The organism is Brevundimonas sp. G8 (genome assembly GCF_902506205.1).
Taxonomy (GTDB): domain Bacteria; phylum Pseudomonadota; class Alphaproteobacteria; order Caulobacterales; family Caulobacteraceae; genus Brevundimonas.
Map to the genome: position 1 here is coordinate 1,101,307 of NZ_LR732816.1, position 18,973 is coordinate 1,120,279.

Annotated in this window: 22 protein-coding genes; 18 read left to right on the top strand and 4 right to left on the bottom strand. The window is 67.3% G+C overall.

The window, feature by feature from the left end; translation table 11 throughout:
* Positions 1-146 precede the first annotated feature (146 nt).
* Complete coding sequence (locus CHRYSEO8AT_RS05425; RefSeq protein ID WP_159847330.1) at positions 147-941, bottom strand: response regulator; 795 nt, start codon at positions 939-941, stop codon at positions 147-149.
* A gap of 198 nt (positions 942-1,139) precedes the next feature.
* Between CHRYSEO8AT_RS05425 and CHRYSEO8AT_RS05430 the strand changes: the two genes are divergently transcribed.
* The 5 genes from CHRYSEO8AT_RS05430 (at position 1,140) to CHRYSEO8AT_RS05450 (ending at position 5,491) form a co-directional block, all read left to right on the top strand.
* On the top strand, positions 1,140-1,343 hold the full coding sequence (locus tag CHRYSEO8AT_RS05430; protein WP_159847333.1) for a NepR family anti-sigma factor: 204 nt from the start codon (positions 1,140-1,142) through the stop codon (positions 1,341-1,343).
* Entirely contained in the window at positions 1,340-1,951 is a 612-nt protein-coding gene (locus tag CHRYSEO8AT_RS05435) for a sigma-70 family RNA polymerase sigma factor (RefSeq protein WP_135194501.1), read from the top strand. The genes CHRYSEO8AT_RS05430 and CHRYSEO8AT_RS05435 overlap by 4 nt, the downstream gene beginning before the upstream one ends.
* 102 nt (positions 1,952-2,053) lie before the next feature.
* The gene (locus tag CHRYSEO8AT_RS05440) at positions 2,054-3,754 is read left to right on the top strand and encodes a sensor histidine kinase (RefSeq protein ID WP_159847336.1); all 1,701 of its coding nucleotides are present in this window, start codon (positions 2,054-2,056) and stop codon (positions 3,752-3,754) included.
* A gap of 50 nt (positions 3,755-3,804) precedes the next feature.
* The gene (locus CHRYSEO8AT_RS05445) at positions 3,805-3,942 is read left to right on the top strand and encodes an entericidin A/B family lipoprotein (RefSeq protein WP_017505506.1); all 138 of its coding nucleotides are present in this window, start codon (positions 3,805-3,807) and stop codon (positions 3,940-3,942) included.
* A 94-nt stretch (positions 3,943-4,036) separates the two neighbouring features.
* Positions 4,037-5,491 (top strand): NAD-dependent succinate-semialdehyde dehydrogenase, encoded by a 1,455-nt coding sequence (locus tag CHRYSEO8AT_RS05450; protein WP_159847339.1) that lies wholly within the window; start codon positions 4,037-4,039, stop codon positions 5,489-5,491.
* Here CHRYSEO8AT_RS05450 and CHRYSEO8AT_RS05455 read toward each other — a convergent pair whose 3' ends face one another.
* Positions 5,492-6,232: a hypothetical protein gene (locus CHRYSEO8AT_RS05455; RefSeq protein ID WP_159847342.1), complete on the bottom strand. Its 741-nt coding sequence runs from the start codon at positions 6,230-6,232 to the stop codon at positions 5,492-5,494. It lies immediately after the preceding gene.
* 87 nt (positions 6,233-6,319) lie between these two features.
* On the opposite strand from CHRYSEO8AT_RS05455, the gene obgE reads away from it, so the two are divergent.
* Positions 6,320-7,366, top strand: a complete 1,047-nt coding sequence (gene obgE, locus CHRYSEO8AT_RS05460; RefSeq protein ID WP_159847347.1) for a GTPase ObgE — start codon at positions 6,320-6,322, stop codon at positions 7,364-7,366.
* Here the strand turns inward: obgE and CHRYSEO8AT_RS05465 are convergent, their stop codons facing one another.
* Positions 7,367-8,545 carry an AI-2E family transporter gene (locus CHRYSEO8AT_RS05465; RefSeq protein ID WP_236547435.1) on the bottom strand — a complete coding sequence of 393 codons (1,179 nt, stop codon included), beginning with the start codon at positions 8,543-8,545 and terminating at the stop codon, positions 7,367-7,369. It abuts the gene before it with no gap.
* A 59-nt stretch (positions 8,546-8,604) separates the two neighbouring features.
* Here CHRYSEO8AT_RS05465 and CHRYSEO8AT_RS05470 point away from each other — a divergent pair, with 59 nt between their 5' ends.
* From CHRYSEO8AT_RS05470 to CHRYSEO8AT_RS05525, 12 genes are read left to right on the top strand one after another with little or no spacing between them, the layout of a single operon-like run.
* On the top strand, positions 8,605-10,167 hold the full coding sequence (locus CHRYSEO8AT_RS05470; protein WP_159847350.1) for a helicase HerA-like domain-containing protein: 1,563 nt from the start codon (positions 8,605-8,607) through the stop codon (positions 10,165-10,167).
* 49 nt (positions 10,168-10,216) lie between these two features.
* Positions 10,217-10,777, top strand: a complete 561-nt coding sequence (locus CHRYSEO8AT_RS05475; protein ID WP_159847353.1) for a NifU family protein — start codon at positions 10,217-10,219, stop codon at positions 10,775-10,777.
* A gap of 54 nt (positions 10,778-10,831) precedes the next feature.
* Positions 10,832-11,413: a helix-turn-helix transcriptional regulator gene (locus CHRYSEO8AT_RS05480; RefSeq protein ID WP_159847356.1), complete on the top strand. Its 582-nt coding sequence runs from the start codon at positions 10,832-10,834 to the stop codon at positions 11,411-11,413.
* A gap of 45 nt (positions 11,414-11,458) precedes the next feature.
* Complete coding sequence (locus CHRYSEO8AT_RS05485) at positions 11,459-11,866, top strand: helix-turn-helix domain-containing protein (RefSeq protein ID WP_159847359.1); 408 nt, start codon at positions 11,459-11,461, stop codon at positions 11,864-11,866.
* Between the two features lie 10 nt (positions 11,867-11,876).
* On the top strand, positions 11,877-12,557 hold the full coding sequence (gene tsaB / locus CHRYSEO8AT_RS05490) for a tRNA (adenosine(37)-N6)-threonylcarbamoyltransferase complex dimerization subunit type 1 TsaB (RefSeq protein WP_159847362.1): 681 nt from the start codon (positions 11,877-11,879) through the stop codon (positions 12,555-12,557).
* The gene (gene rimI / locus CHRYSEO8AT_RS05495; protein WP_159847365.1) at positions 12,554-12,997 is read left to right on the top strand and encodes a ribosomal protein S18-alanine N-acetyltransferase; all 444 of its coding nucleotides are present in this window, start codon (positions 12,554-12,556) and stop codon (positions 12,995-12,997) included. Before tsaB ends, rimI begins: the two co-directional genes overlap by 4 nt.
* 27 nt (positions 12,998-13,024) lie before the next feature.
* Complete coding sequence (locus CHRYSEO8AT_RS05500; RefSeq protein WP_159847368.1) at positions 13,025-13,510, top strand: Fur family transcriptional regulator; 486 nt, start codon at positions 13,025-13,027, stop codon at positions 13,508-13,510.
* A gap of 59 nt (positions 13,511-13,569) precedes the next feature.
* The gene (gene miaB / locus CHRYSEO8AT_RS05505; protein WP_159847371.1) at positions 13,570-14,961 is read left to right on the top strand and encodes a tRNA (N6-isopentenyl adenosine(37)-C2)-methylthiotransferase MiaB; all 1,392 of its coding nucleotides are present in this window, start codon (positions 13,570-13,572) and stop codon (positions 14,959-14,961) included.
* Positions 14,961-15,947 carry a PhoH family protein gene (locus CHRYSEO8AT_RS05510; protein WP_159847374.1) on the top strand — a complete coding sequence of 329 codons (987 nt, stop codon included), beginning with the start codon at positions 14,961-14,963 and terminating at the stop codon, positions 15,945-15,947. Before miaB ends, CHRYSEO8AT_RS05510 begins: the two co-directional genes overlap by 1 nt.
* Positions 15,944-16,393 (top strand): rRNA maturation RNase YbeY, encoded by a 450-nt coding sequence (ybeY, locus tag CHRYSEO8AT_RS05515; protein ID WP_159847397.1) that lies wholly within the window; start codon positions 15,944-15,946, stop codon positions 16,391-16,393. The genes CHRYSEO8AT_RS05510 and ybeY overlap by 4 nt, the downstream gene beginning before the upstream one ends.
* 52 nt (positions 16,394-16,445) lie before the next feature.
* Positions 16,446-18,035, top strand: a complete 1,590-nt coding sequence (lnt, locus tag CHRYSEO8AT_RS05520; protein ID WP_370514249.1) for an apolipoprotein N-acyltransferase — start codon at positions 16,446-16,448, stop codon at positions 18,033-18,035.
* Between the two features lie 17 nt (positions 18,036-18,052).
* Positions 18,053-18,463, top strand: coding sequence for a helix-turn-helix transcriptional regulator (locus CHRYSEO8AT_RS05525; RefSeq protein ID WP_159847403.1), 411 nt, complete (start codon positions 18,053-18,055; stop codon positions 18,461-18,463).
* A 3-nt stretch (positions 18,464-18,466) separates the two neighbouring features.
* Here CHRYSEO8AT_RS05525 and greA read toward each other — a convergent pair whose 3' ends face one another.
* On the bottom strand, positions 18,467-18,946 hold the full coding sequence (gene greA, locus CHRYSEO8AT_RS05530; RefSeq protein WP_201304371.1) for a transcription elongation factor GreA: 480 nt from the start codon (positions 18,944-18,946) through the stop codon (positions 18,467-18,469).
* Positions 18,947-18,973 lie beyond the last annotated feature (27 nt).

The window sequence follows — 18,973 nt, forward strand, 5'->3', positions numbered from 1 at the left end:
GGGGGGCGTCGCCGCCTCCGCATCCCGATAACGACGAGACTGAACACGGGTTCCCGGCGGTTGCGACTTTTCCTGTAGGCGCAAAAGATAAGGCCCCGTCGCGGATGCGAACGGGGCCTCTGTCGTCTCAAAGACGAACTGCGGCCCTACGCCGCTTCCTTCTGACGCGAAGGATGGAAGAACAGCGCCTGGCTGATCGCCGCCTTCACCGTTTCCGGCTGGAACGGCTTGGTGATCAGGAAGGTCGGCTCGGGACGCTCGCCGGTCAGCAGGCGTTCCGGGAAGGCGGTGATGAAGATCACCGGCACGTCCATGGTCTTGAGGATGTCCTTGACGGCGTCGATGCCGGACGACCCGTCGGCCAGCTGGATGTCCGCCAACACCAGACCCGGCTTGTGGCGGGCGACGGCGTCGATGGCTTCGTCATGCGTTGTGGCGGTGCCGGTCACGCGGTGACCCAGTTCCTTGACCAGACTCTGGATGTCGGCCGAGATGATGGCCTCGTCCTCGATCACCAGCACGTCCGTCGCCAGTTCGGCGTCGATGTCGGATTGGGCGTCGGCGATCAGGCGTTCGACGTCGCGCGGATCGGCGGACAATATCTGGGCGGCTTCCGAAGGCGTGAAGCCTTCGAGCGCGGTCAGCAGGAAGGCCTGACGCGAGCGCGGCGCGATACGCAGCAGACGCTGCGATGCGTCGTTGCCCGTGGTCTCCAGCGTGCCGGTTTCGAGCTGGGCGCCGGTGGACGACCAGATGGCGTGGAAGACGTGATACAGGGCCACGCGCGGCGTCATGTCGGCCGACAACTGCTGCTCACCGGCCGCCAGGGCTTCAAGGGCGACGCGGACGTAGTTGTCGCCGGTGGATTGGTCGCCGGTCAGCGCCCGGGCGTAACGGCGCACATAAGGCAGGTGCGGCGCAAGTCTGGCCAGAAGGCTCATTCAGATAGTCCCCGACAAATCTCCGCAATCCCGCCAAGGGAAAGCGCTACAGCGAGCCTAAACGTATCATACGCATCACGGTTCCGCAGTTTGGACAAAGCTTGAGCTTAAAATCTGCGTCACACAGGAACCCTAGGGGGACGATGACGTTATCGGCGGGCATCTCTGCGAAGAACGTTGGGTGGGCGTGTTCTGTCTATGATTGATTCTACCGACTCCTCGCGCGCCAAGGGCGCCGACAACAAGGGGGAGGCGGGGCTTGAAGAAGCTCGGCTTCGCCAGCAGGCCATTGGCGTAAAGCTGCGGCATATGTTCGACGAGGTCGTCAACGAACCCGTCCCCGACGAGTTTCTCGATATCCTCAAGCGCGCCGACGCCAAGGCGGCGGATGGCGCCGCATGAGTACGTCTCGCCTGGGGGCCGCCCCCAAGCCCGCCTCGGCCGACGACGAAGGCTTCAAGCGCGAGCTGGTGGTGCTGATCCCACATCTGCGCGCTTTCGCCCGCACCCTGACCGGTGATCCGACCGCTGCCGACGACCTGGCGCAGGACGCCATGATGAAGGCGTGGGACGCGCGCGCCTCCTATCAGATGGGCACGAACATGAAGGCCTGGACCTTCATGATCCTGCGCAACCAGTTCTATTCCGAGAAGCGTCGCTCGTGGCGTCAGTCGCAACTCGATCAGGAAGCCGCCGAGCGGACCCTGGTCGCTGTGGACGATCCCGAGGCGCCCGTCGCCCTGGACGAACTGCGTCAGGCGCTGAAGACCCTGCCCGAAGAACAGCGTGAAGCGCTGATCCTGGTCGGCGCCGGCGGCTTCGCCTACGAAGAAGCGGCCGAAATCTGCGGCTGTGCGGTCGGCACGGTGAAGAGCCGCGTCAGCCGGGCGCGCCGCGCGCTTGCGGCCACGCTGGAAAAGGGCGGCTATGGCCGCGACGGCAAGGCGGCGGGCGACGCCATGCGCTCCATCCTGGGCGAGGCCGACAGGCTGGCCGGCGCCCGGAGCTGACCTGCGGTGAATGAGACGACCAGAGACGCCTCAAGGCCGCGCCTCGGTCGCACGTGGAATACGGACCGGTTTCAGGGCATTCGCTTTCGGCTGGGCGCGGCCATGGCCATGGCCCTGCTGCCGATCTTCGTCCTCAGCCTGATCCAGACCCAGGCGGATTTCCGCCGACAGGCCGAGGATCGACAGGTCGATCTGCAACTGGCCGCCGAGCGCAGCGCCTCCAGCGCCAAGGCCCAGTTGGACAGCGCCCAGGTTCTGCTGCGCGCGCTCAGTCCCGATGCGCTCGGGCCCTATTGCGCGCCGCGCTTGACGGCCCTCGTCGGGCGGCTGGAAGGCTATGAAGGCCTTTATCGCATCAGCCCGACCGGCGAGGCGGTCTGCGCCTCGGGCCGCACGGACGGGCTGCGTTCCGGCGTGGCCCCCGCCGCACAGGCCACATGGTTCCAGCGTCTGCGCAATGGGGAGGAACTTGTCGTGGTGCGCGCGCCGGATGGCGCGGGCTATCAGGGCGCGCTGATCGTGGCGACCCGCGCCGAGCGGCCGATGGGTCGGTTCGACGGAGCCATGGTCGCCGTCATTCCTCTGTCCGCTCTGCAACCCGACATCGGCGACCCCGCCCTGCCCTCGGGCGCCGAGGCCGCCCTGACCGACGGCGCGGGGCGTATCCTGACCGCCAGTGACCCCGATGTCTTCAAGCTGGCCGACGGCGACGACATCGCTGGATGGGTCGCCCGTGCGCGCGACCAGGGTTCGGCCGTGTTCGAGGCCAAGGATGTTCAGAACCACCGGCGCGACTATGCCGGCGCGGCGCTGGCGGGCGGCGATCTCTACGCCCTGCTGTCGGCGCCGGCGCCTGGCCTGCTGTCCTGGGCGCGGCTCAATCCTATCGGGACGCTGCTGCTGCCCCTGGGCGCATGGCTGACGGCGTTCGCGGCGGTGATGTTGCTGTCCGAGCGCATCTTCATCCGCTGGCTGGACTATCTGGAGCGGGTCGCGGCCATCTATGCGCGCGGGCGGTTCTCGGTGCGGCCGTTGCAGGCGATGAACGCTCCGGCCGAAATCCGCACCATGGCCCGCACCCTGGACGAAATGGCCGAGGCCATCACGGTTCGAGATCGGGAGCTGACCGACGCCCTGGCGGAGAAGGACGCGCTGATGCGCGAGATCCACCACCGGGTGAAGAACAACCTTCAGATCATCTCTTCCCTGCTGTCGATGCAGCAGCGCGCCCTGACCGACGCCCCCGCCAAGGCGGCGCTGGGCGACACGCGCCAGCGGATATCGGCTTTGGCCCTGATCTATCGCACCCTCTACCAGAGCAACGACATCCGCCATGCCGATGCGCGCGAATTCCTGAACGAACTGGTGGGCCAGCTTGTCTCCAGCGAGGCAGGACGCGGCCCAGTGGTGCTCAGTTCGGTGGACGCCGATTCCCTGCACGTCGATCCCGACAAGCTGGCGCCCCTGGCGCTGTGGCTGGTCGAAGCGGTGACCAACGCACAGAAGCACGCCTTCGCCGGCAGCGGCGGCGAGCTGAAGGTCCGGTTCCGCGTCCATGGCGACAGCTCGGTTCTGGAGGTCGAGGATAATGGCCCCGGCGCCCCTGCCGGCGCAGAGGTCGGCGTGGGCCGCACCCTGATGAGCGCGTTCGCCAAACAGTTGCGGGGAGAGACCGATTTCATCACGCCCCCCGGCGGCGGCACCATCGCCCGCATGACCTTCGCCACGCCCGAAGCCCTGGCGCCGGTCGATCCGGCGGACAAGGCGTCCAGCAACGGAACCGGAGCCGTGGCGTCGCGTTGATGTGGCAAGACCGGCGGAGTTTCACCCCGGCTAACCTCGGAGCTTCACTCATGCGCAAGATTTTCGTTCTGGTCGCCGCCGCCGCCGCCCTGACCACCGCCGCCTGCAATACCGTCGAAGGCGTGGGCCGCGATACCCAAGCCGCCGGCCAAGCCGTGACCGGCGCCGCCCAAGACGCCAAGAACTAATCGACGGCCGCAGCCTCGGCTGCATCGTCGGACTTGCAAGGCCCCGCATCGTCGGGGCCTTGTTCGTTTCAGGACCGTGACAGGAGCTTCTCTCGTGAACCACACCGCCCGCCACGCCGGCCTTGCGCTGCTGCGCCAGCACGCCTTGATCGCCGGAGAGCCCATCCTTGCGAACGGTGCAGGCATCGCCGTCGATGATCCGGCGACCGGCGAAGTCATCGGCCATGTCCCCGACCTGGGCGCCGCCGAAACCGAACGGGCGATCGCGGCGGCGGCCGAGGCGTTCAAGACCTGGTCCCGCTCCGATCCTCATGAGCGCGCCGCCTTCCTGCGCAAATGGGCCGCGCTGATCGACGACAATGTCGAGGGGCTGGGCGCGCTGATGGCGCTGGAGAACGGCAAGCCGTTCGACGAGGCCAAAGGCGAAGTGACATACGCCAACGGCTTCCTGAAATGGTTCGCGGGCCAGGCCGAACGCTTGATCGGCGAGACCCAGGACAGTCCGCTGGGCCATCTGATCCTGACCTATCGCGAGGCGGTCGGGCCGTGCGCCCTGATCACGCCATGGAACTTCCCCGCGGCCATGCTGACCCGCAAGCTGGGCCCCGCTTTCGCCGCCGGCTGCACCGCCGTGGTCAAGCCGGCCAGCCAGACCCCCTTCACCGCCATCGCCCTGGCCGAACTGGCCTATCAGGCCGGTCTGCCCAAGGGCGCCCTGTCCATCGTCACGGGCGACGCCGCGACCATCGGCAAGGTGCTGACCGACAGCCCCTTGATCCGCAAACTGTCGTTCACCGGCTCGACCGGCGTGGGCCGCAAGCTGGCGGAACAATGCGCCCCGACCTTGAAGCGGGTGTCGATGGAGTTGGGCGGCGCCGCCCCCCTGATCGTCTTCGCCGACGCCGATCTGGATTTGGCCGTCGCCGAGACCATCAAGGGCAAGTTCAGGAACTCGGGCCAGACCTGCGTCTGTCCCAACCGTGTCTATGTAGAACGGTCGGTCGCCGAGACCTATGCCGAGAAACTGGCCGCCGAGGTCGCGAAGATCGTGGTCGGGAACGCCTTCGAAGACGGCGTGAAGGTCGGGCCTCTGATCGAGGACAAGGCGATCGACAAGGTCGAGAAACATGTCGCGGCGATCAAGGCCGACGGCGGCCGGGTTCTCACCGGTGGATCGCGCCATGAGCTGGGCGGCCGCTTCTTCCAGCCGACCGTGACCCTGGGCGGGAACGACGCACTGTTCCGCGAGGAGGAGACGTTCGGCCCGATGATCCCCGTCTTCGCCTTCGACACCGAGGATGAGGTTCTGGAGAAGGCCAACGCCAGCGACTACGGCCTCGCCTCTTATCTGTTCACGCGCGACCTGGACCGCGCCATGCGGTTTTCGCGCCGGATCGAGGCGGGTATGTGCGGGGTCAACACCGGCCTGATCTCCACCGCCGTCGCCCCGTTCGGCGGGGTCAAGCAATCGGGCTATGGCCGCGAGGGCTCGATCCACGGCATCGACGAATATGTGGACATCAAGACGGTGACCCTGGCGCTGCGGTGATCAGACCGTCAGGGAAATCCCGCCGACGTTCAGGTTTTTGCTCGCATCATCGACGGCCTTGAGTGCATCAGCGGCGGCCTTCTCCGCCGTCTCGGCGTCGCGCCGTTCGACCGGATCGGCCTTGGAAGCGAACGCCTGTTTGGCCATGGCCTTGATCTGATTGGCGAGGCCGCGAACGTCGGTCAGGAAGTCCCTGTCAGCCTGGCTGGACACGCCGCGACGTGACGCATCGGCCAGCTTGACCTCGGCGTCCTGCGCCATGCGCTGGTAGGGATTGTCGGGCGATCCGGCCTCGTCCTGTTTTGGCTCGTCCGCCTGTTCTGTCGCGACAGCTTGGGCCGTAGCGGCGGCGTCCCCTGCCTCGACCTGCGCCGCGCCCACATCGGCCGACGGGGTCGAGGCGGCGGGTGTCGCCGTCACGCCCAGATCGCCGGCGGACCCGCCCGCCCCGGCATAGCTGCTGACCGCCGATTTCAGTTCGCGCGCCAACTGGGCCAGCACCTTGGGATCGACGGGACTGCTCATCTTCAGCATCTGCAGCCGGGCCTTGAGCTGATTCACCCGCTGTTTGGCGGCGGCCTTCTTCTGGTCCGAGGCGTTGGTGTTCATCTGTTTCAACGTCGCCACCGCCGACCTGGCGTCACGCAGCCGGGCGGCGGATCGCTCGTCCGCCGCCTTCTCGCGCTGGACCCGGCCCTCGTTCAGGACATTGACCATGGCGCTGGCGGACGAGACGTTCATGGGCGAAGAGTCTGGGTGGCGTCGCTTAATGACCTATGAATTACGCGGCGCCTCGCCCTCGCCGTCGTCTTTTGGCATAAGCCCGCGATGAAGTTCCTCGACCAGGCCAAAATCTACATCCGCTCCGGCAATGGCGGCGGCGGTTCCGTGTCGTTCCGACGCGAGAAGTTCATCCCCAACGGCGGCCCGGACGGCGGCGACGGCGGGCGCGGCGGCGATGTCTGGATCGAGTCGGTCGATGGGCTGAACACCCTGATCGACTATCGCTACCAGCAGCATTTCAAGGCCCAGACCGGCCACCACGGCCAAGGGCGCCAGATGCACGGCGGCAAGGGCGACGACATCCACCTGAAGGTGCCCGTCGGCACCCAGGTTCTGGACGAGGACAAGGAAACGGTCCTGCTGGACATGGATGCGCCCGGCAAGATGGAGCTGCTGCTTAAGGGCGGCAACGGCGGCTGGGGCAATGTGCGCTTCAAGGGGCCGACCAACCAGGCGCCGACCTACGCCAACCCTGGCCAGGACGGTCAGGAACGCTGGATCTGGCTGCGGCTGAAGCTGATCGCCGATATCGGTCTGGCGGGCCTGCCGAATGCGGGCAAGTCGACCTTCCTGTCGGCCGCCAGCGCCGCCAAGCCCAAGATCGCCGACTATCCGTTCACCACCCTGGCGCCGAACCTGGGGATGGTGGACCTGTCGCCGTCCGAACGGTTCGTCATCGCCGACATTCCCGGCCTGATCGAGGGCGCGAGCGAGGGCGCAGGGCTGGGCACGCGCTTCCTGGGTCACGTCGAACGCTCGGCCAGCCTGATCCACCTGATCGACGGCACCCAGGACGATGTGGCCGAGGCCTACCGGATCATTCGTGGAGAGCTTGAAGCCTATGGCGAGGGCCTGGCCGACAAGGCCGAGATCCTGGCGCTGAACAAGATCGACGCCCTGACGCCGGAAGCGCGCGAAGAGAAGGCGGCCGAACTGGAGGCCGTCGCCGGTCGCCGTCCCATGCTGGTGTCCGGCGTGTCGGGCGAGGGCGTCGCCGCCCTGCTTCGCGCCGCCTGGGCCGAGGTGAAGAAGACGCGCGGCGCCCTGGCCGGCGACAGCGATGCGGACCAGATCAGCGGCTGGCAGCCCTGATCAGGCCTCCGGCGCGGGCTCGGGTTCAGGCTCGGGTTTGCGCCGGGTCGATTTCGACTTGGCGGGCTTCTTGTCCTCGTCCGCATAAGGTTCGCCGTCGCCGGAGAGCAGGATCGCCATCCAGCGCGAGCCCTTAAACTCGGCCAGGATCGCCATGGCCATCACCGCAAGCGGCGTGGACAGGAACATGCCGATCACGCCCCACATCTTGCCCCAGAAGGCCAGGGCCAGCAGCACCACGACCGGATCGATGTTCTGGTTCTCGCCCTGCATGCGCGGCTGGATGAAGTTGCCGACGACGAACAGGATGACCTGCAATCCGACCAGAAGGATCGCGGCGGGCCAGTAGCTCTCGAACTGGACCAGGGCGAACAGCGGCGGCGCCAGGCCTGCGACCGCCCCGCCCAGCACGGGGATGAAGCCGACGATGAAGATGACGAAGGTCCAGAACTCGGCGTTCTGAAGCCCGACCGCCCGCATCAGGATCCAGGCGACGACGCAGATCATCACCCCCGTCACCGACTGAACCCATATATAGCCCTCGACCCCGCCGCGCACGCGCTGGAACACGGCGACAGCCTCGTCGCGCTGGGCCTCGGACGGGAACATGGCGATGATCTTGCGCCGGAACCCGACCTGCGACGCCAGGAGAAAGCCCAGATAGATGAGGACGAAGAAGGCGCCCGAGGCGATGCCTTGCACTTGGAAGGCCATCGACGTCAGATAGCCGCGCACGTCGATGCCGTTGATCAGGTCCTGAGCCGTCGGCGGATTGGCCAGTCGCACGACGCCATAAACGTCGCGAATGATCTGATCGATGCGCGGGCCGATGTTCTGGGACACGCCCGACGCCTCGCCGAAGAAGCCAGCCGCGCCGTTCACGATGATGGCGATAGAGGCGAAGAAGGCCAGCACCACCAGGGTCAAGGCCGCGATCCCGGCCCATCGGTGGTTCAGCGGCGTGCGCGCCTCGACCAACCGCTTCACGCCGTCGATCATGATCAGCAGGAAGATGGCCATGGCCAGCGGGGTCAGGATGTCCCGTAACCAATAGACCGCCGCCCCCGCCGCCACCGTGGCGATGACGCCCAGGGCGTTGCGGGACACGGCCGAGGACGGCATGGCGACGGGGCTTTTCATGCCTGTGTTGTCGAACCGCCCGGCTTCGGCGTCAATCACTGTTCCGACCGCGTTTGGAACGCGCTAGACCTTTCTTCGAGACGTCATCGGAGACCTTCATGACCGACGCCCTGCCCGGCCTGTTCCTCGGCCAGTCCGACGCCGACCAGCCGGAAAGCCTGCTGTTCAATCGCGCCAACCGCCACGGCGTCGTCGCCGGCGCGACCGGAACGGGCAAGACGGTCACGCTTCAGATCATGGCCCAAGGCTTTTCCGACGCCGGGGTGCCGGTCTTCTGCGCCGACGTGAAGGGCGACCTGTCGGGCATTTCCCAGGTCGGAACCCCGAACGAGAAGCTGTTGGCCCGCGCGACCGAGATGGGCCTGACCCTGACGCCCCGCGCTGCGCCGACCGTCTTCTGGGACCTGTACGGTCAGAAGGGCCACCCGATCCGCACCACCGTGTCCGAGATCGGCCCGGTGCTGATGGCGCGGATGTTGAACCTGAACGACGTGCAGGAGGGCGTTCTGACCGTCGTCTTCCACGTCGCTGACAAGGAGGGCCTGCTGCTGCTGGACCTCGACGATCTGCGCAGCTTGCTGGTCTATGTCGGCGAGAACGCCGAGCGGATCGGGCGCGAGGTCGGCAATGTGGCCCCCGCCTCCATCGCCGCCATCCAGCGCTCACTGCTGCAGGTCGAGCAACAGGGCGGCGACGCCTTCTTTGGCGAACCGGCGCTGAAGCTGGAAGACATGATCCGCGTCGGCCTGGACGGGCGGGGCCAGGTCAATGTGCTGGATTCGACCCGACTGATGAACAGCCCGCGCCTCTATGCGGCCTTCCTGCTGTGGCTGCTGTCCGAACTGTTCGAACAACTGCCGGAGGTCGGCGACCCGGAAAAGCCGCGCCTGGTCTTCTTCTTCGACGAGGCTCACCTGCTGTTCAACGACGCCCCGCGCGCCCTCTTGGAAAAGGTCGAACAGGTCGTCCGCCTGATCCGTTCCAAGGGTGTGGGCGTCTATTTCGTCACCCAGAACCCGGCCGACATTCCCGACAGCGTCCTGGCCCAGTTGGGCAACCGCATCCAGCACGCCCTTCGCGCCTATACGCCGTCGGAACAAAAGGGGCTGAAGGCCGCCTCGCAAAGCTTCCGCGTCAACGCCGCCTTCGATACCGCCGAGGCCATCCAGGGTCTGGGCGTGGGCGAGGCCCTGGTCTCGGTGCTGGACGAAAAGGGCGCGCCGACCATCGTGGCCCGCACCAAGATCCGCCCGCCCGCCTCGCGCCTGGGCCCCGCAACCGACGCCGAGCGCGCCGCGATCATGGCCGCCAGTCCCGTGCGTGGCCTCTACGATCAGGTTCTGAACCGCGAATCCGCCGCCGAAATCCTGGCCAACCGCCACGGCGCCGCCGATCAGGCAGCGGCTCAGGCGAAGGCCCAGGTCGAGGCCGACAAGGCCGCTCAGCTTCAGGCCAAGGCCGATGAGAAAGCGGCCCAGGCCCAAGCCAAGGCGCAGGCTCAGGCCGATGCGCGGGCCGCGCGCGCGACAGCGACCCCGGCCCGCCGTTCCACGCGCGAAACACCGATCGAAGCCATGACCAAATCGGTCCTTCGCACCGCCGGATCGACCCTGACCCGCGAGCTGATGCGCGGCCTGCTGGGCGGGTTGAAACGGCGCTAGGTTCCGCGCGGGTCTTGCAACGGGGCGGGGGCGAGCGCATCTCCCGCCCATGTTCATCCAGACCGAACCCACGCCCAATCCGAACGTGCTGAAATTCCTGCCCGGCCGCGACGTGTCGCCGGCCGCCGCGCTGGAGTACCGCACCATCGACGAGGCGACGGCCTCGCCCCTGGCCGAGGCCCTGTTCGAGTTGGAAGGCGTCGACGGCGTCTTCTTCGGCGCCGACTATGTGTCCGTGACCCGGCAACCCCAGGGGCCGGAGTGGTCGGAGATGAAGGCGCCCATCCTGGGCGTCGTCATGGATCATTTCGTCTCGGGCCAGCCGCTGACGCGCGGCGCGAGCGCCGAGACCGACGGCCATGCCGAGGACGACAGCGAGATCGTCGCCGAGATCAAGGCCCTCTTGGACAGCCGCATCCGCCCGGCCGTGGCCCAGGACGGCGGCGACATCCTGTTCGATTCCTTCGACGAATCGACCGGCGTATTGAATCTGCGGATGCGCGGCGCCTGCGCCGGCTGCCCGTCGTCGTCGGCCACGCTGAAGGCCGGCGTCGAGCAGATGATGCGCCACTATGTGCCGGAAGTGACGCGGGTCGAGCAGACGATCTGATCGTTTCGACGGTTTCGTCTCGCCAGACAGGCCGTCGGGCGTCATCTTAAGTTGGTGCCACGCTTCGTTCCCGACCCTGAAGTTCTCCGCCTCGGCGAAGCCCTCGCCGCCTTGCGTCGCGAGCGCGGTCTCTCGCAGGCCGAAGCGGGCGCGCGCCTGAACATGACCAGCCAGGGGTGGGGTCTTTATGAATCCGGCCGGCGTCCCGGTCTGTTCCGACCCGATGTGCAACGTCGCCTGACCAGCGCGCTGGACGCCAGTCCAGACGCCCTGGCCTTGCTGGTGTCCGGTAAGGCCGAACCGCCGGAGACATCTGATCCAACAGGCGTGCAAGGCCGAGGGCGCACCTTTGAAGGCCGACCGGCCGGTTTGAAACGCATCAAGGTCCGCAACGAAAACCTGTCGCCCTGGGCCGAACCCGGCGTGCAGTTGGAATACGAACCGGATCTGTGGCCTCGACAAGGCCAAGGCTGTGTGATCGAGATGACGGACGGATCGACGCGGGTGCGATTATTCGAGCGGGCCAGCGATCAAGAGATGCACGTTCGTGGCGCGGGTGGGCTCGACAAGGCCGAGACCATCGACCGCCGCTTGGTCGTCAGAACGTCCGCCATCGTCGCCCGACTGGAGCGATGAAACGAAAAAGTTGCACTCTCGGTAAGGTTGTGAAACTGTCCTCTTATGGACAAGGCGGACGCTAAAACACGCAAGACGGCCCGCGCGGTCGAGCCTCTGGATGTTCTGGTCGGCGCGCGAATCATGGCGCGACGCACCGCGCTGGGCCTGTCACAAACGGCTCTCGGCGAAATGGTCGGCGTCAGTTGCCAGCAACTTCAGAAATACGAAGGCGGAAAGAATCGCATCTCGGCGGCGCGTCTGCACCGCCTGGCCCTCGCCTTGGGACTTCCCGTCGAAGCCTTCTTTCCGGATCGGCCAAAAGCGAGCGACGACCCCGAACTTGTGGTGATCAAGTCTCTGGCCGCGACGATCGAGGGACGCGCCATGGCCGACGGATTTTCCCGCATCGACGACCGCGCAGTGCGCCAGGCCCTGACACGGCTGGTGGAGGTTCTCGCCAGAGCGGCCTAGAAGGCCCTTCATGAGACTTCTGGTGATCGATACGGCGCTCGGCGCCTGCACGGCGGCGGTGTTCCAGGACGGCCGCCCCCTGGCCGTGCGGTTCGAACCGATGACCAAGGGCCATCAGGAACGTTTGGGCGGCCTGGTTCGCGATGTGATGGCGCAAGCGGGCGACGGCTTCGACAGCCTGGACCGGATCGGCGTCACCGTCGGGCCGGGATCGTTCACAGGCCTGCGTGTCGGTCTGGCCTTCGCCCAGGGACTGGGCGCGGCGCTGGATCGGCCCGTGGTCGGCATCTCCGCCCTGGACGCCCTCGCCGCCTCGCTGGAGGAGGCGACAGGGCCGGTTGCAGCCCTGATCGACGCGCGACGGGGCCAGGTTTACGCTCGGCTGTTCACGAGCGGCGCAGCGCTTGGTCCAGACGAAGCACTTTCTCTGGAAGAGGCGGCGCGACGGGTCGCCGATACCGGTCCTGACGTCGCTCTGGTCGGCAATGGCGCAGCAGTGCTTGCGGAGGCCTTCTCCAACCTGAAGTTCGCCAATATCGACGACCGCGTTGCCCCATCGCCGGAAGCCTTGGCTCGCCTCGCCGCCGTCGCCGATCCGGCGACGCATCCGCCGCGTCCGCTCTACCTGCGCGCGCCCGACGCCACCCCGCCCAGCCGCCTGCCGGGCCAGCCCCGTCAACCGGCGTCATGACCGCATCGGACCCGGTCGCCCTCGCCGCCCTTCATGCCCAGGCCTTTGCGGCCCCCTGGAGCGCGCGCGAGTTCGCCGACCTGCTGTCCCAGCCCGGTGTCCTTGCGATCCAGGAACCCGACGGCTTTATCCTGATCCGCGTCGTGCTGGACGAGGCTGAAATCCTGACGCTGGCGGTCATTCCGACGGCCCGCCGCCTCGGCCTGGGCCGTCGTTTGGTCGAAGAGGGCGCGGTCGTCGCGACGCAGGCCGGCGCCGCGCGACTGTTCCTCGAAGTCGCCGAGGACAACACCCCCGCCCGCGCCCTTTATGACCGCGCAGGATTCCGTCAGATCGGCCGTCGAAAGGCCTATTATACGCAAGCCGACGGGTCTCGGACGGACGCCGTGGTGATGAGCCGCGATCTCTGTGTGGATCAGGCCAACGTGCCGCTTCCCTGATGCGATCCGAGCCCCTATTCTAGGGTCATGGACCGGATCGAAAAACTCTGCGCCGACCGCGGCATGCGTATGACTGAACAGCGTCGGGTGATCGCCCGCGTACTGTCGAACGCCGAAGACCACCCCGATGTCGAGGAGCTGTACCGCCGCGCCTCGGCCATCGACCCCCACATCTCGATCGCCACCGTCTATCGCACCGTGCGCCTGTTCGAAGAGGCAGGCGTGGTCGAGAAGCATGACTTCGGCGACGGCCGCAGCCGCTACGAAGAGGCGGGTGACGATCACCACGATCACCTGATCGACACCAAGTCCGGCGAGGTGATCGAGTTCTTCGACGCCGAGATCGAGCGGCTGAAGTCCGAGATCGCAGAACGGCTGGGCTTCCAGCTTATCGGCCACAAGCTTGAGCTTTACGGCGTCGCCATCGAGGGCGCCGAGCCGTCCAAGCGCGAAGGCCTGATCTTCACCCGCCACGCCGCGCGGGTCGATCCCGCCGATGTGGATGCGGGCTGAGCGCCCGTCTTGTCGGGGCGCGCCTTGTCGTCAGGGGCATGGGCGATCATAAGCCCCCGATGACCGAGACCCTGGCTCCCCAAGTCGAGACGGCGCCCGAGAAGCGTCTGTTCATCAAGACGTACGGCTGCCAGATGAACGTCTATGACTCGGAGCGCATGGCCGACGTGCTGCGCCCGCTGGGCTATGCCGTCACCGACGACGTGAAGGCCGCCGACTTCGTCATCCTGAACACCTGCCACATCCGCGAGAAGGCGGCCGAAAAAATCTATTCCGAGCTCGGCAAGCTGCGCGAGATGCGCGACATCCGGCGAGAAACCGGTGGCGACCTGACCATCGCCGTCGCCGGGTGCGTCGCCCAGGCCGAGGGCGAGGAGATCATGCGCCGCCAACCGGCGGTCGACATCGTCGTCGGCCCCCAGGCCTATCATCAGCTGCCCGAACTGCTGACCCGCACGGCGCGGGCGCGGGGCGAGCGCATCGGCGCCGACTTCGCCCCCGATGACAAGTTCGACGCCCTGCCCGCTGCACGATTCACAGAAGGACCGACCGCCTTCCTGACGGTGCAGGAGGGGTGCGACAAGTTCTGCACCTTCTGCGTCGTGCCTTATACGCGCGGCGCCGAATGGTCGCGGCCGATGGCTTCGGTGCTGGAAGAGGCGCGGCAACTGGCCGGGCGCGGCGTGCGTGAGGTCACCCTGCTGGGCCAGAACGTCAACGCCTATGCCGGCGAGCGCCTGGATGGGAAGAAGGCGACCCTGGCCGAACTGGCCTATGCCCTGGCCGAGATCCCCGGGCTGGACCGGATCCGCTATACGACCAGCCACCCCAACGACATGGCCGACGAACTGATCGCCGCGCACGGCGAGCTGGACGCCCTGATGCCCTATCTGCACCTGCCGGTTCAGGCGGGGTCGGACCGAATCCTGCGGGCGATGAACAGAAAGCACGGCCGCCAGAAATATTTCGACCTGATCGACCGCATCCGCGCCGCGCGGCCCGACATCGCCATCGCGGGCGATTTCATTGTCGGCTTCCCCGGCGAGACGGACAAGGAGTTCGAGGACACGCTGGATCTGGTGCGTCGCGTAAACTACGCGGGGGCGTTCGCCTTCGCCTATTCGCCCCGCCCCGGCACGCCCGCCGCCGGCATGGGCAAACAGGTCGAGCCGGAAGTCGCCAAGGAACGGCTGCACCGTCTGATCGCCCTGCTGACCGAACAGCAGACCGCCTTCAACCTCGCCCAGGCGGGCCGAACCCTGAATGTGCTGTTCGACAAGCCCGGCCGACACGGCCACCGTCGCCAAGCGATCGGTCGATCCCCATATCTGCAATCGGTCCACGTCGATGACGCGGATCATCTGATCGGACAAATCGTTCCGGTCGAGATCGTTGCGGGCCAGCAGAACAGTCTGATGGGCCGGCTTATTTCCCAGCAAAAGGCTGCTTGATGGCGCGTGAGTCCGAATTCGTCCCGTTGAATGACGCCGAGCTGCGTGCGGTCGTCGGGCCGAACAGCCGTCACGTCGCCCTGATCGAGGACGCCTTCAAGGTGCTGGTCGAGGCGCCGGGCGGCGGCGTCTCCGTCAACGGCGGCACGCGCGACCGCAACGATGCGCGCCAAGTCATCGAGGACCTGGCCAAGCGCGCGGCCCTGGGCGCCGAAGTCACCGAGGCCGATGTACGTGCGGCCCTGGGTCAGGCGCGCGGCGGCAAGGGCACGCCGGGCATGGCGGCGGCGGGCGTGTCGCTTCCCGGCGGCAAGCGGGGCTCCATCGTGCCCAAGACCAAGGCGCAGGCCGCCTATCTGGACATGCTGGGCCGATGCGAGCTGTCGTTCGGCGTCGGCCCGGCCGGCACCGGCAAGACCTTCCTGGCGGCGGCCTATGGCGCGTCGCTTCTGCGGCGAGGACAGGTGGACCGGCTGGTCATCACCCGGCCGGCGGTCGAGGCGGGCGAGAAGCTGGGCTTTCTGCCAGGCGACCTGAACGAGAAGGTCGATCCCTATCTGGCCCCGATCTGGGAGGCGCTGAACGACATCCTGGGCGCCGAGGACGTGCAGCGTCGCCGCGACAAGGGCGAGATCGAAGCCGCCCCCATCGCCTTCATGCGCGGCCGCACCCTCAGCCACGCCTTCGTCATAGTCGACGAGGCTCAGAACACTTCCCGCCTGCAGATGAAGATGGTCCTGACCCGGCTGGGCGAGGGCGCGCGGATGGTGGTGACGGGCGATCCGTCGCAGATCGACCTGCTGAACCCGCGCGATTCCGGCCTCGCTCATGCCCTGAAGATCCTGGACGGGGTCAAGGGCGTCGGTGTCCTGAAGTTCGAGGCCTCGGACGTGGTGCGCCACGCCATGGTGGAGCGGATCGTGCGCGCCTATGACGCCGACGTTGCGAAGGGTCGTCCGGCTCCTGTTGCCGAAGACCCAGCATGATCGAGATCGAAGTCGAGGCCGAGGCCTGGACCGGCGCCCTGCCGGAAACTGAGGCGGTAGTCGAACGCGCCGCCCAGGCCGCGTTGGGAACGGTCGAGGGCGACATCGTCGTCCTGCTGACCGATGACTCAGCCGTGCGCGAACTGAACGCCCGGTTTCGCGACAAGGATCGGCCGACCAACGTCCTGTCCTTCCCCGCGCCCGAAAACGCCGCGCCGCATCTGGGCGACATCGTCCTGGCCTACGGCGTCTGCGCGACCGAAGCCGAGGCCCAGGGCAAGACCCTGGCCGATCACCTGAGCCATCTGGTCGTCCATGGCGTGCTGCACCTGCTGGGCCGCGACCACGAGGACGACGGCGAGGCCGAGGAGATGGAGGCCGAGGAGCGCGAGATTCTGGCCCAGATCGGCGTCGCCGACCCCTACGCCTCCGAGCAGCAGGACTGACCCCATGTTTCCCGACGCCCTGCTGGACCGTGTCGCCGCCCCGATCCGCGCGATGCCCGACAAGAAACGCGCGCTAACCTGGCGTCTGATCCGCGTCGTCTTGGCGCTGCTGGCCGGCGCCGGGACCGCCTTCGCCCATCCGCCGTTCGGGGTGCTGATCGGCCTGCTGGGCTATCCGCTGCTGATGATCCTGTCGGAGCGATCCGACACGGTGCGCGGCGCCTTCTGGATGGGGTGGCTGGCGGGCTTCGCCTATTTCTTCGTCGGCTGCTGGTGGGTGGCCGAGGCCTTCTTCGTCAATCCCGAACAGGCGTGGATGGCGCCCTTCGCCGCCAGCCTGTTGCCGGCCGGCCTGGGTCTGTTCTGGGGGGCGGCGACCGCCTTGTATCGTCGCTGGGCGCCGCTAGGCGCGGTGCGGGTGCTGTTGTTCGCCGCCCTGTTCTGCGCGGCCGAATGGTTGCGCGGTCATGTGCTGACCGGCTTTCCGTGGAACCCGGCCGGCGCGACCTGGCGTGCGGGGGGGGGCATGTCCCAGTTCGCCTCGGTCGTCGGCGTCTATGGGCTGAGCCTGGTGACGGTCGCCGCGACGGCGGCCTTCGCTCCGCTGATCGGGCCGGGCGCGAAACGCAGCCGCCTGATCTCCACAAGCCTGGGCGCCCTGACCCTGATCGCCGTCGGGACGTTCGGCGCCATCAGGCTGGCGCAGTCGGACCTGCAGTTCACCGACACGGTCGTGCGGCTGGTTCAGGCCGATGTGAAGCAGGAGACCAAATGGTCGCCCGAGGCCTATCGCTCCATCGTCGATCGCTATGTCGCCCTGACGGGTCAGGCGGCGGCGCGCACGCCTAATGTCGTGGTCTGGCCCGAGGGCGCCCTGCCTGCGTCGGCAAACGACGTCTTCGCCTCGGCCGACGCCCAGGCCATCGCCGGCGCCTTGCGGCCCGGCCAGACCCTGCTGATGGGCCTGGCGCGCGGCGAGCCCGACCCGACGGCGCCGGAGGGCGGCCGCTATTATAACAGCCTGTTCGCCATGGCCGACGAGGGCGGGGCGGGCCTGAGGGTTGCCGCCGTCTATGACAAGCATCGACTGGTGCCGTTTGGCGAATATCTTCCGCTGGGCGGGATCATGACCAAGATCGGCCTGCGCAGCCTGGTGCATATGCCCAGCGATTTTTCCGCCGGACCCACGCCGGCGCCGATTTCGATTCCAGGCGCGCCGCCGGCCCAGGTGCTGATCTGTTACGAGAGCCTCTATCCCGGCTTCACCCCCGGCGCGGCCGGGCGGCCCGAGTGGATCGTCAACGCCTCCAACGACGCCTGGTTCGGCGCGACATCGGGGCCGCGCCAGCATCTGAACCTGGCCAGCTATCGCGCCATCGAGACCGGCCTGCCTATCGCGCGGGCCACGCCGACGGGGATTTCGGCCATGATCGACCCCTGGGGCCGGATCGTGGACGGCCAACGGCTGGACCCCGGCGTCATGGGCGTGATCGACGCCCCCCTGCCGCGCCCGACCGGGATCACGCCCTATGGTCGGTTCGGCGATTTCCTGTTCTTTTTCTCGACCCTAACAGCGTTCATCCTGTCCTTGTGGCCTTCGATCCGGCGATCTAGGGTCCGTGCGAATCGGGCAGCGATCTGACTTAGAGGGGGACGGCGATGGCGCGTGAGAAGGACGAGGATCCGCATCCCGTCGATCGCCATGTCGGCCGTCGCGTTCAGGAGAAGCGTCTGGACCTGGGTTTGACCCAGACGGCCTTGGCCAAGGCCGTCGGCGTCAGCTTCCAGCAGGTGCAGAAATACGAGAAGGGCACCAACCGCGTCTCGGCCTCGAAACTGTTCGAAATGGCCGATTTCATGAAGGTCGAAATCCCCTTCTTCTTCAAAGGCTACGCCAGCACCCAGCCGGGTATGGCGGAAGAAGCGGCCCCCGCCTTCGACCACGAGCACAAGCCGACCAGGAACAGCGTCGAGATCACCCGCCTTGCGCCGCGCCTGCCGCCGCGCAAGCAGAAGCTGATCCTGGACATGATGCGCGAGATGCTAGGCGACGAAGACGCCCAAAACTAGGGTCTAGCTGACGGCGACGATTTCCGCCGACTGGCCCGCCACGATCACCTCGTCACCGACCCGCTTGCCCACGACGGCGCGGGCCAGGGGCGAGACATGGCTGACGGAGCCGGCCGCCGGATCGGCCTCGTCCTCACCGACGATACGCCAGGTCTGGGCGCGGCCGTCCTCGCGCTCGATGGAGACCGAACCGCCGAACCGCACGGCGCCGTCGTCCTGCGTCGGCTCGACCAGCTGGGCCGAGGCCCGCCGGGCCGACCAGTAGCGCAGATCGCGCGTCGCGCGCGCCATCGCCGTACGGTCGCTCTCGATGGACCCCTTCACCTGGGCGGCGGTATAGGCGGCGCGGGCCGAGGCCAGTTCGGCCTCGATCATCGCCAAGCCTTCCGGGGTGACCAGATTGGGATGGGGCGAGATCGGGCGGTCCGCCAAGTCGGCGGCGGTGGCCTCAAGATCTTCTTCGCGGGTGAATGCAACGCTCATGGTACGGAACATAGCGATGCGGGAAGC

Coding starts and splice junctions, on each gene's coding strand:
- CHRYSEO8AT_RS05500 (WP_159847368.1), top strand. CDS start 13,025: ATGGACCGGATCGAAAAACTCTGCGCCGACCGCGGCATGCGTATGACT.
- tsaB (WP_159847362.1), top strand. CDS start 11,877: ATGAGACTTCTGGTGATCGATACGGCGCTCGGCGCCTGCACGGCGGCG.
- CHRYSEO8AT_RS05525 (WP_159847403.1), top strand. CDS start 18,053: ATGGCGCGTGAGAAGGACGAGGATCCGCATCCCGTCGATCGCCATGTC.
- obgE (WP_159847347.1), top strand. CDS start 6,320: ATGAAGTTCCTCGACCAGGCCAAAATCTACATCCGCTCCGGCAATGGC.
- CHRYSEO8AT_RS05440 (WP_159847336.1), top strand. CDS start 2,054: ATGGCCATGGCCCTGCTGCCGATCTTCGTCCTCAGCCTGATCCAGACC.
- ybeY (WP_159847397.1), top strand. CDS start 15,944: ATGATCGAGATCGAAGTCGAGGCCGAGGCCTGGACCGGCGCCCTGCCG.
- miaB (WP_159847371.1), top strand. CDS start 13,570: ATGACCGAGACCCTGGCTCCCCAAGTCGAGACGGCGCCCGAGAAGCGT.
- rimI (WP_159847365.1), top strand. CDS start 12,554: ATGACCGCATCGGACCCGGTCGCCCTCGCCGCCCTTCATGCCCAGGCC.
- CHRYSEO8AT_RS05475 (WP_159847353.1), top strand. CDS start 10,217: ATGTTCATCCAGACCGAACCCACGCCCAATCCGAACGTGCTGAAATTC.
- CHRYSEO8AT_RS05435 (WP_135194501.1), top strand. CDS start 1,340: ATGAGTACGTCTCGCCTGGGGGCCGCCCCCAAGCCCGCCTCGGCCGAC.
- CHRYSEO8AT_RS05485 (WP_159847359.1), top strand. CDS start 11,459: ATGGACAAGGCGGACGCTAAAACACGCAAGACGGCCCGCGCGGTCGAG.
- lnt (WP_370514249.1), top strand. CDS start 16,446: ATGCCCGACAAGAAACGCGCGCTAACCTGGCGTCTGATCCGCGTCGTC.
- CHRYSEO8AT_RS05455 (WP_159847342.1), bottom strand. CDS start 6,232: ATGAACGTCTCGTCCGCCAGCGCCATGGTCAATGTCCTGAACGAGGGC.
- CHRYSEO8AT_RS05510 (WP_159847374.1), top strand. CDS start 14,961: ATGGCGCGTGAGTCCGAATTCGTCCCGTTGAATGACGCCGAGCTGCGT.
- CHRYSEO8AT_RS05430 (WP_159847333.1), top strand. CDS start 1,140: ATGATTGATTCTACCGACTCCTCGCGCGCCAAGGGCGCCGACAACAAG.
- CHRYSEO8AT_RS05425 (WP_159847330.1), bottom strand. CDS start 941: ATGAGCCTTCTGGCCAGACTTGCGCCGCACCTGCCTTATGTGCGCCGT.
- CHRYSEO8AT_RS05445 (WP_017505506.1), top strand. CDS start 3,805: ATGCGCAAGATTTTCGTTCTGGTCGCCGCCGCCGCCGCCCTGACCACC.
- CHRYSEO8AT_RS05470 (WP_159847350.1), top strand. CDS start 8,605: ATGACCGACGCCCTGCCCGGCCTGTTCCTCGGCCAGTCCGACGCCGAC.
- greA (WP_201304371.1), bottom strand. CDS start 18,946: ATGAGCGTTGCATTCACCCGCGAAGAAGATCTTGAGGCCACCGCCGCC.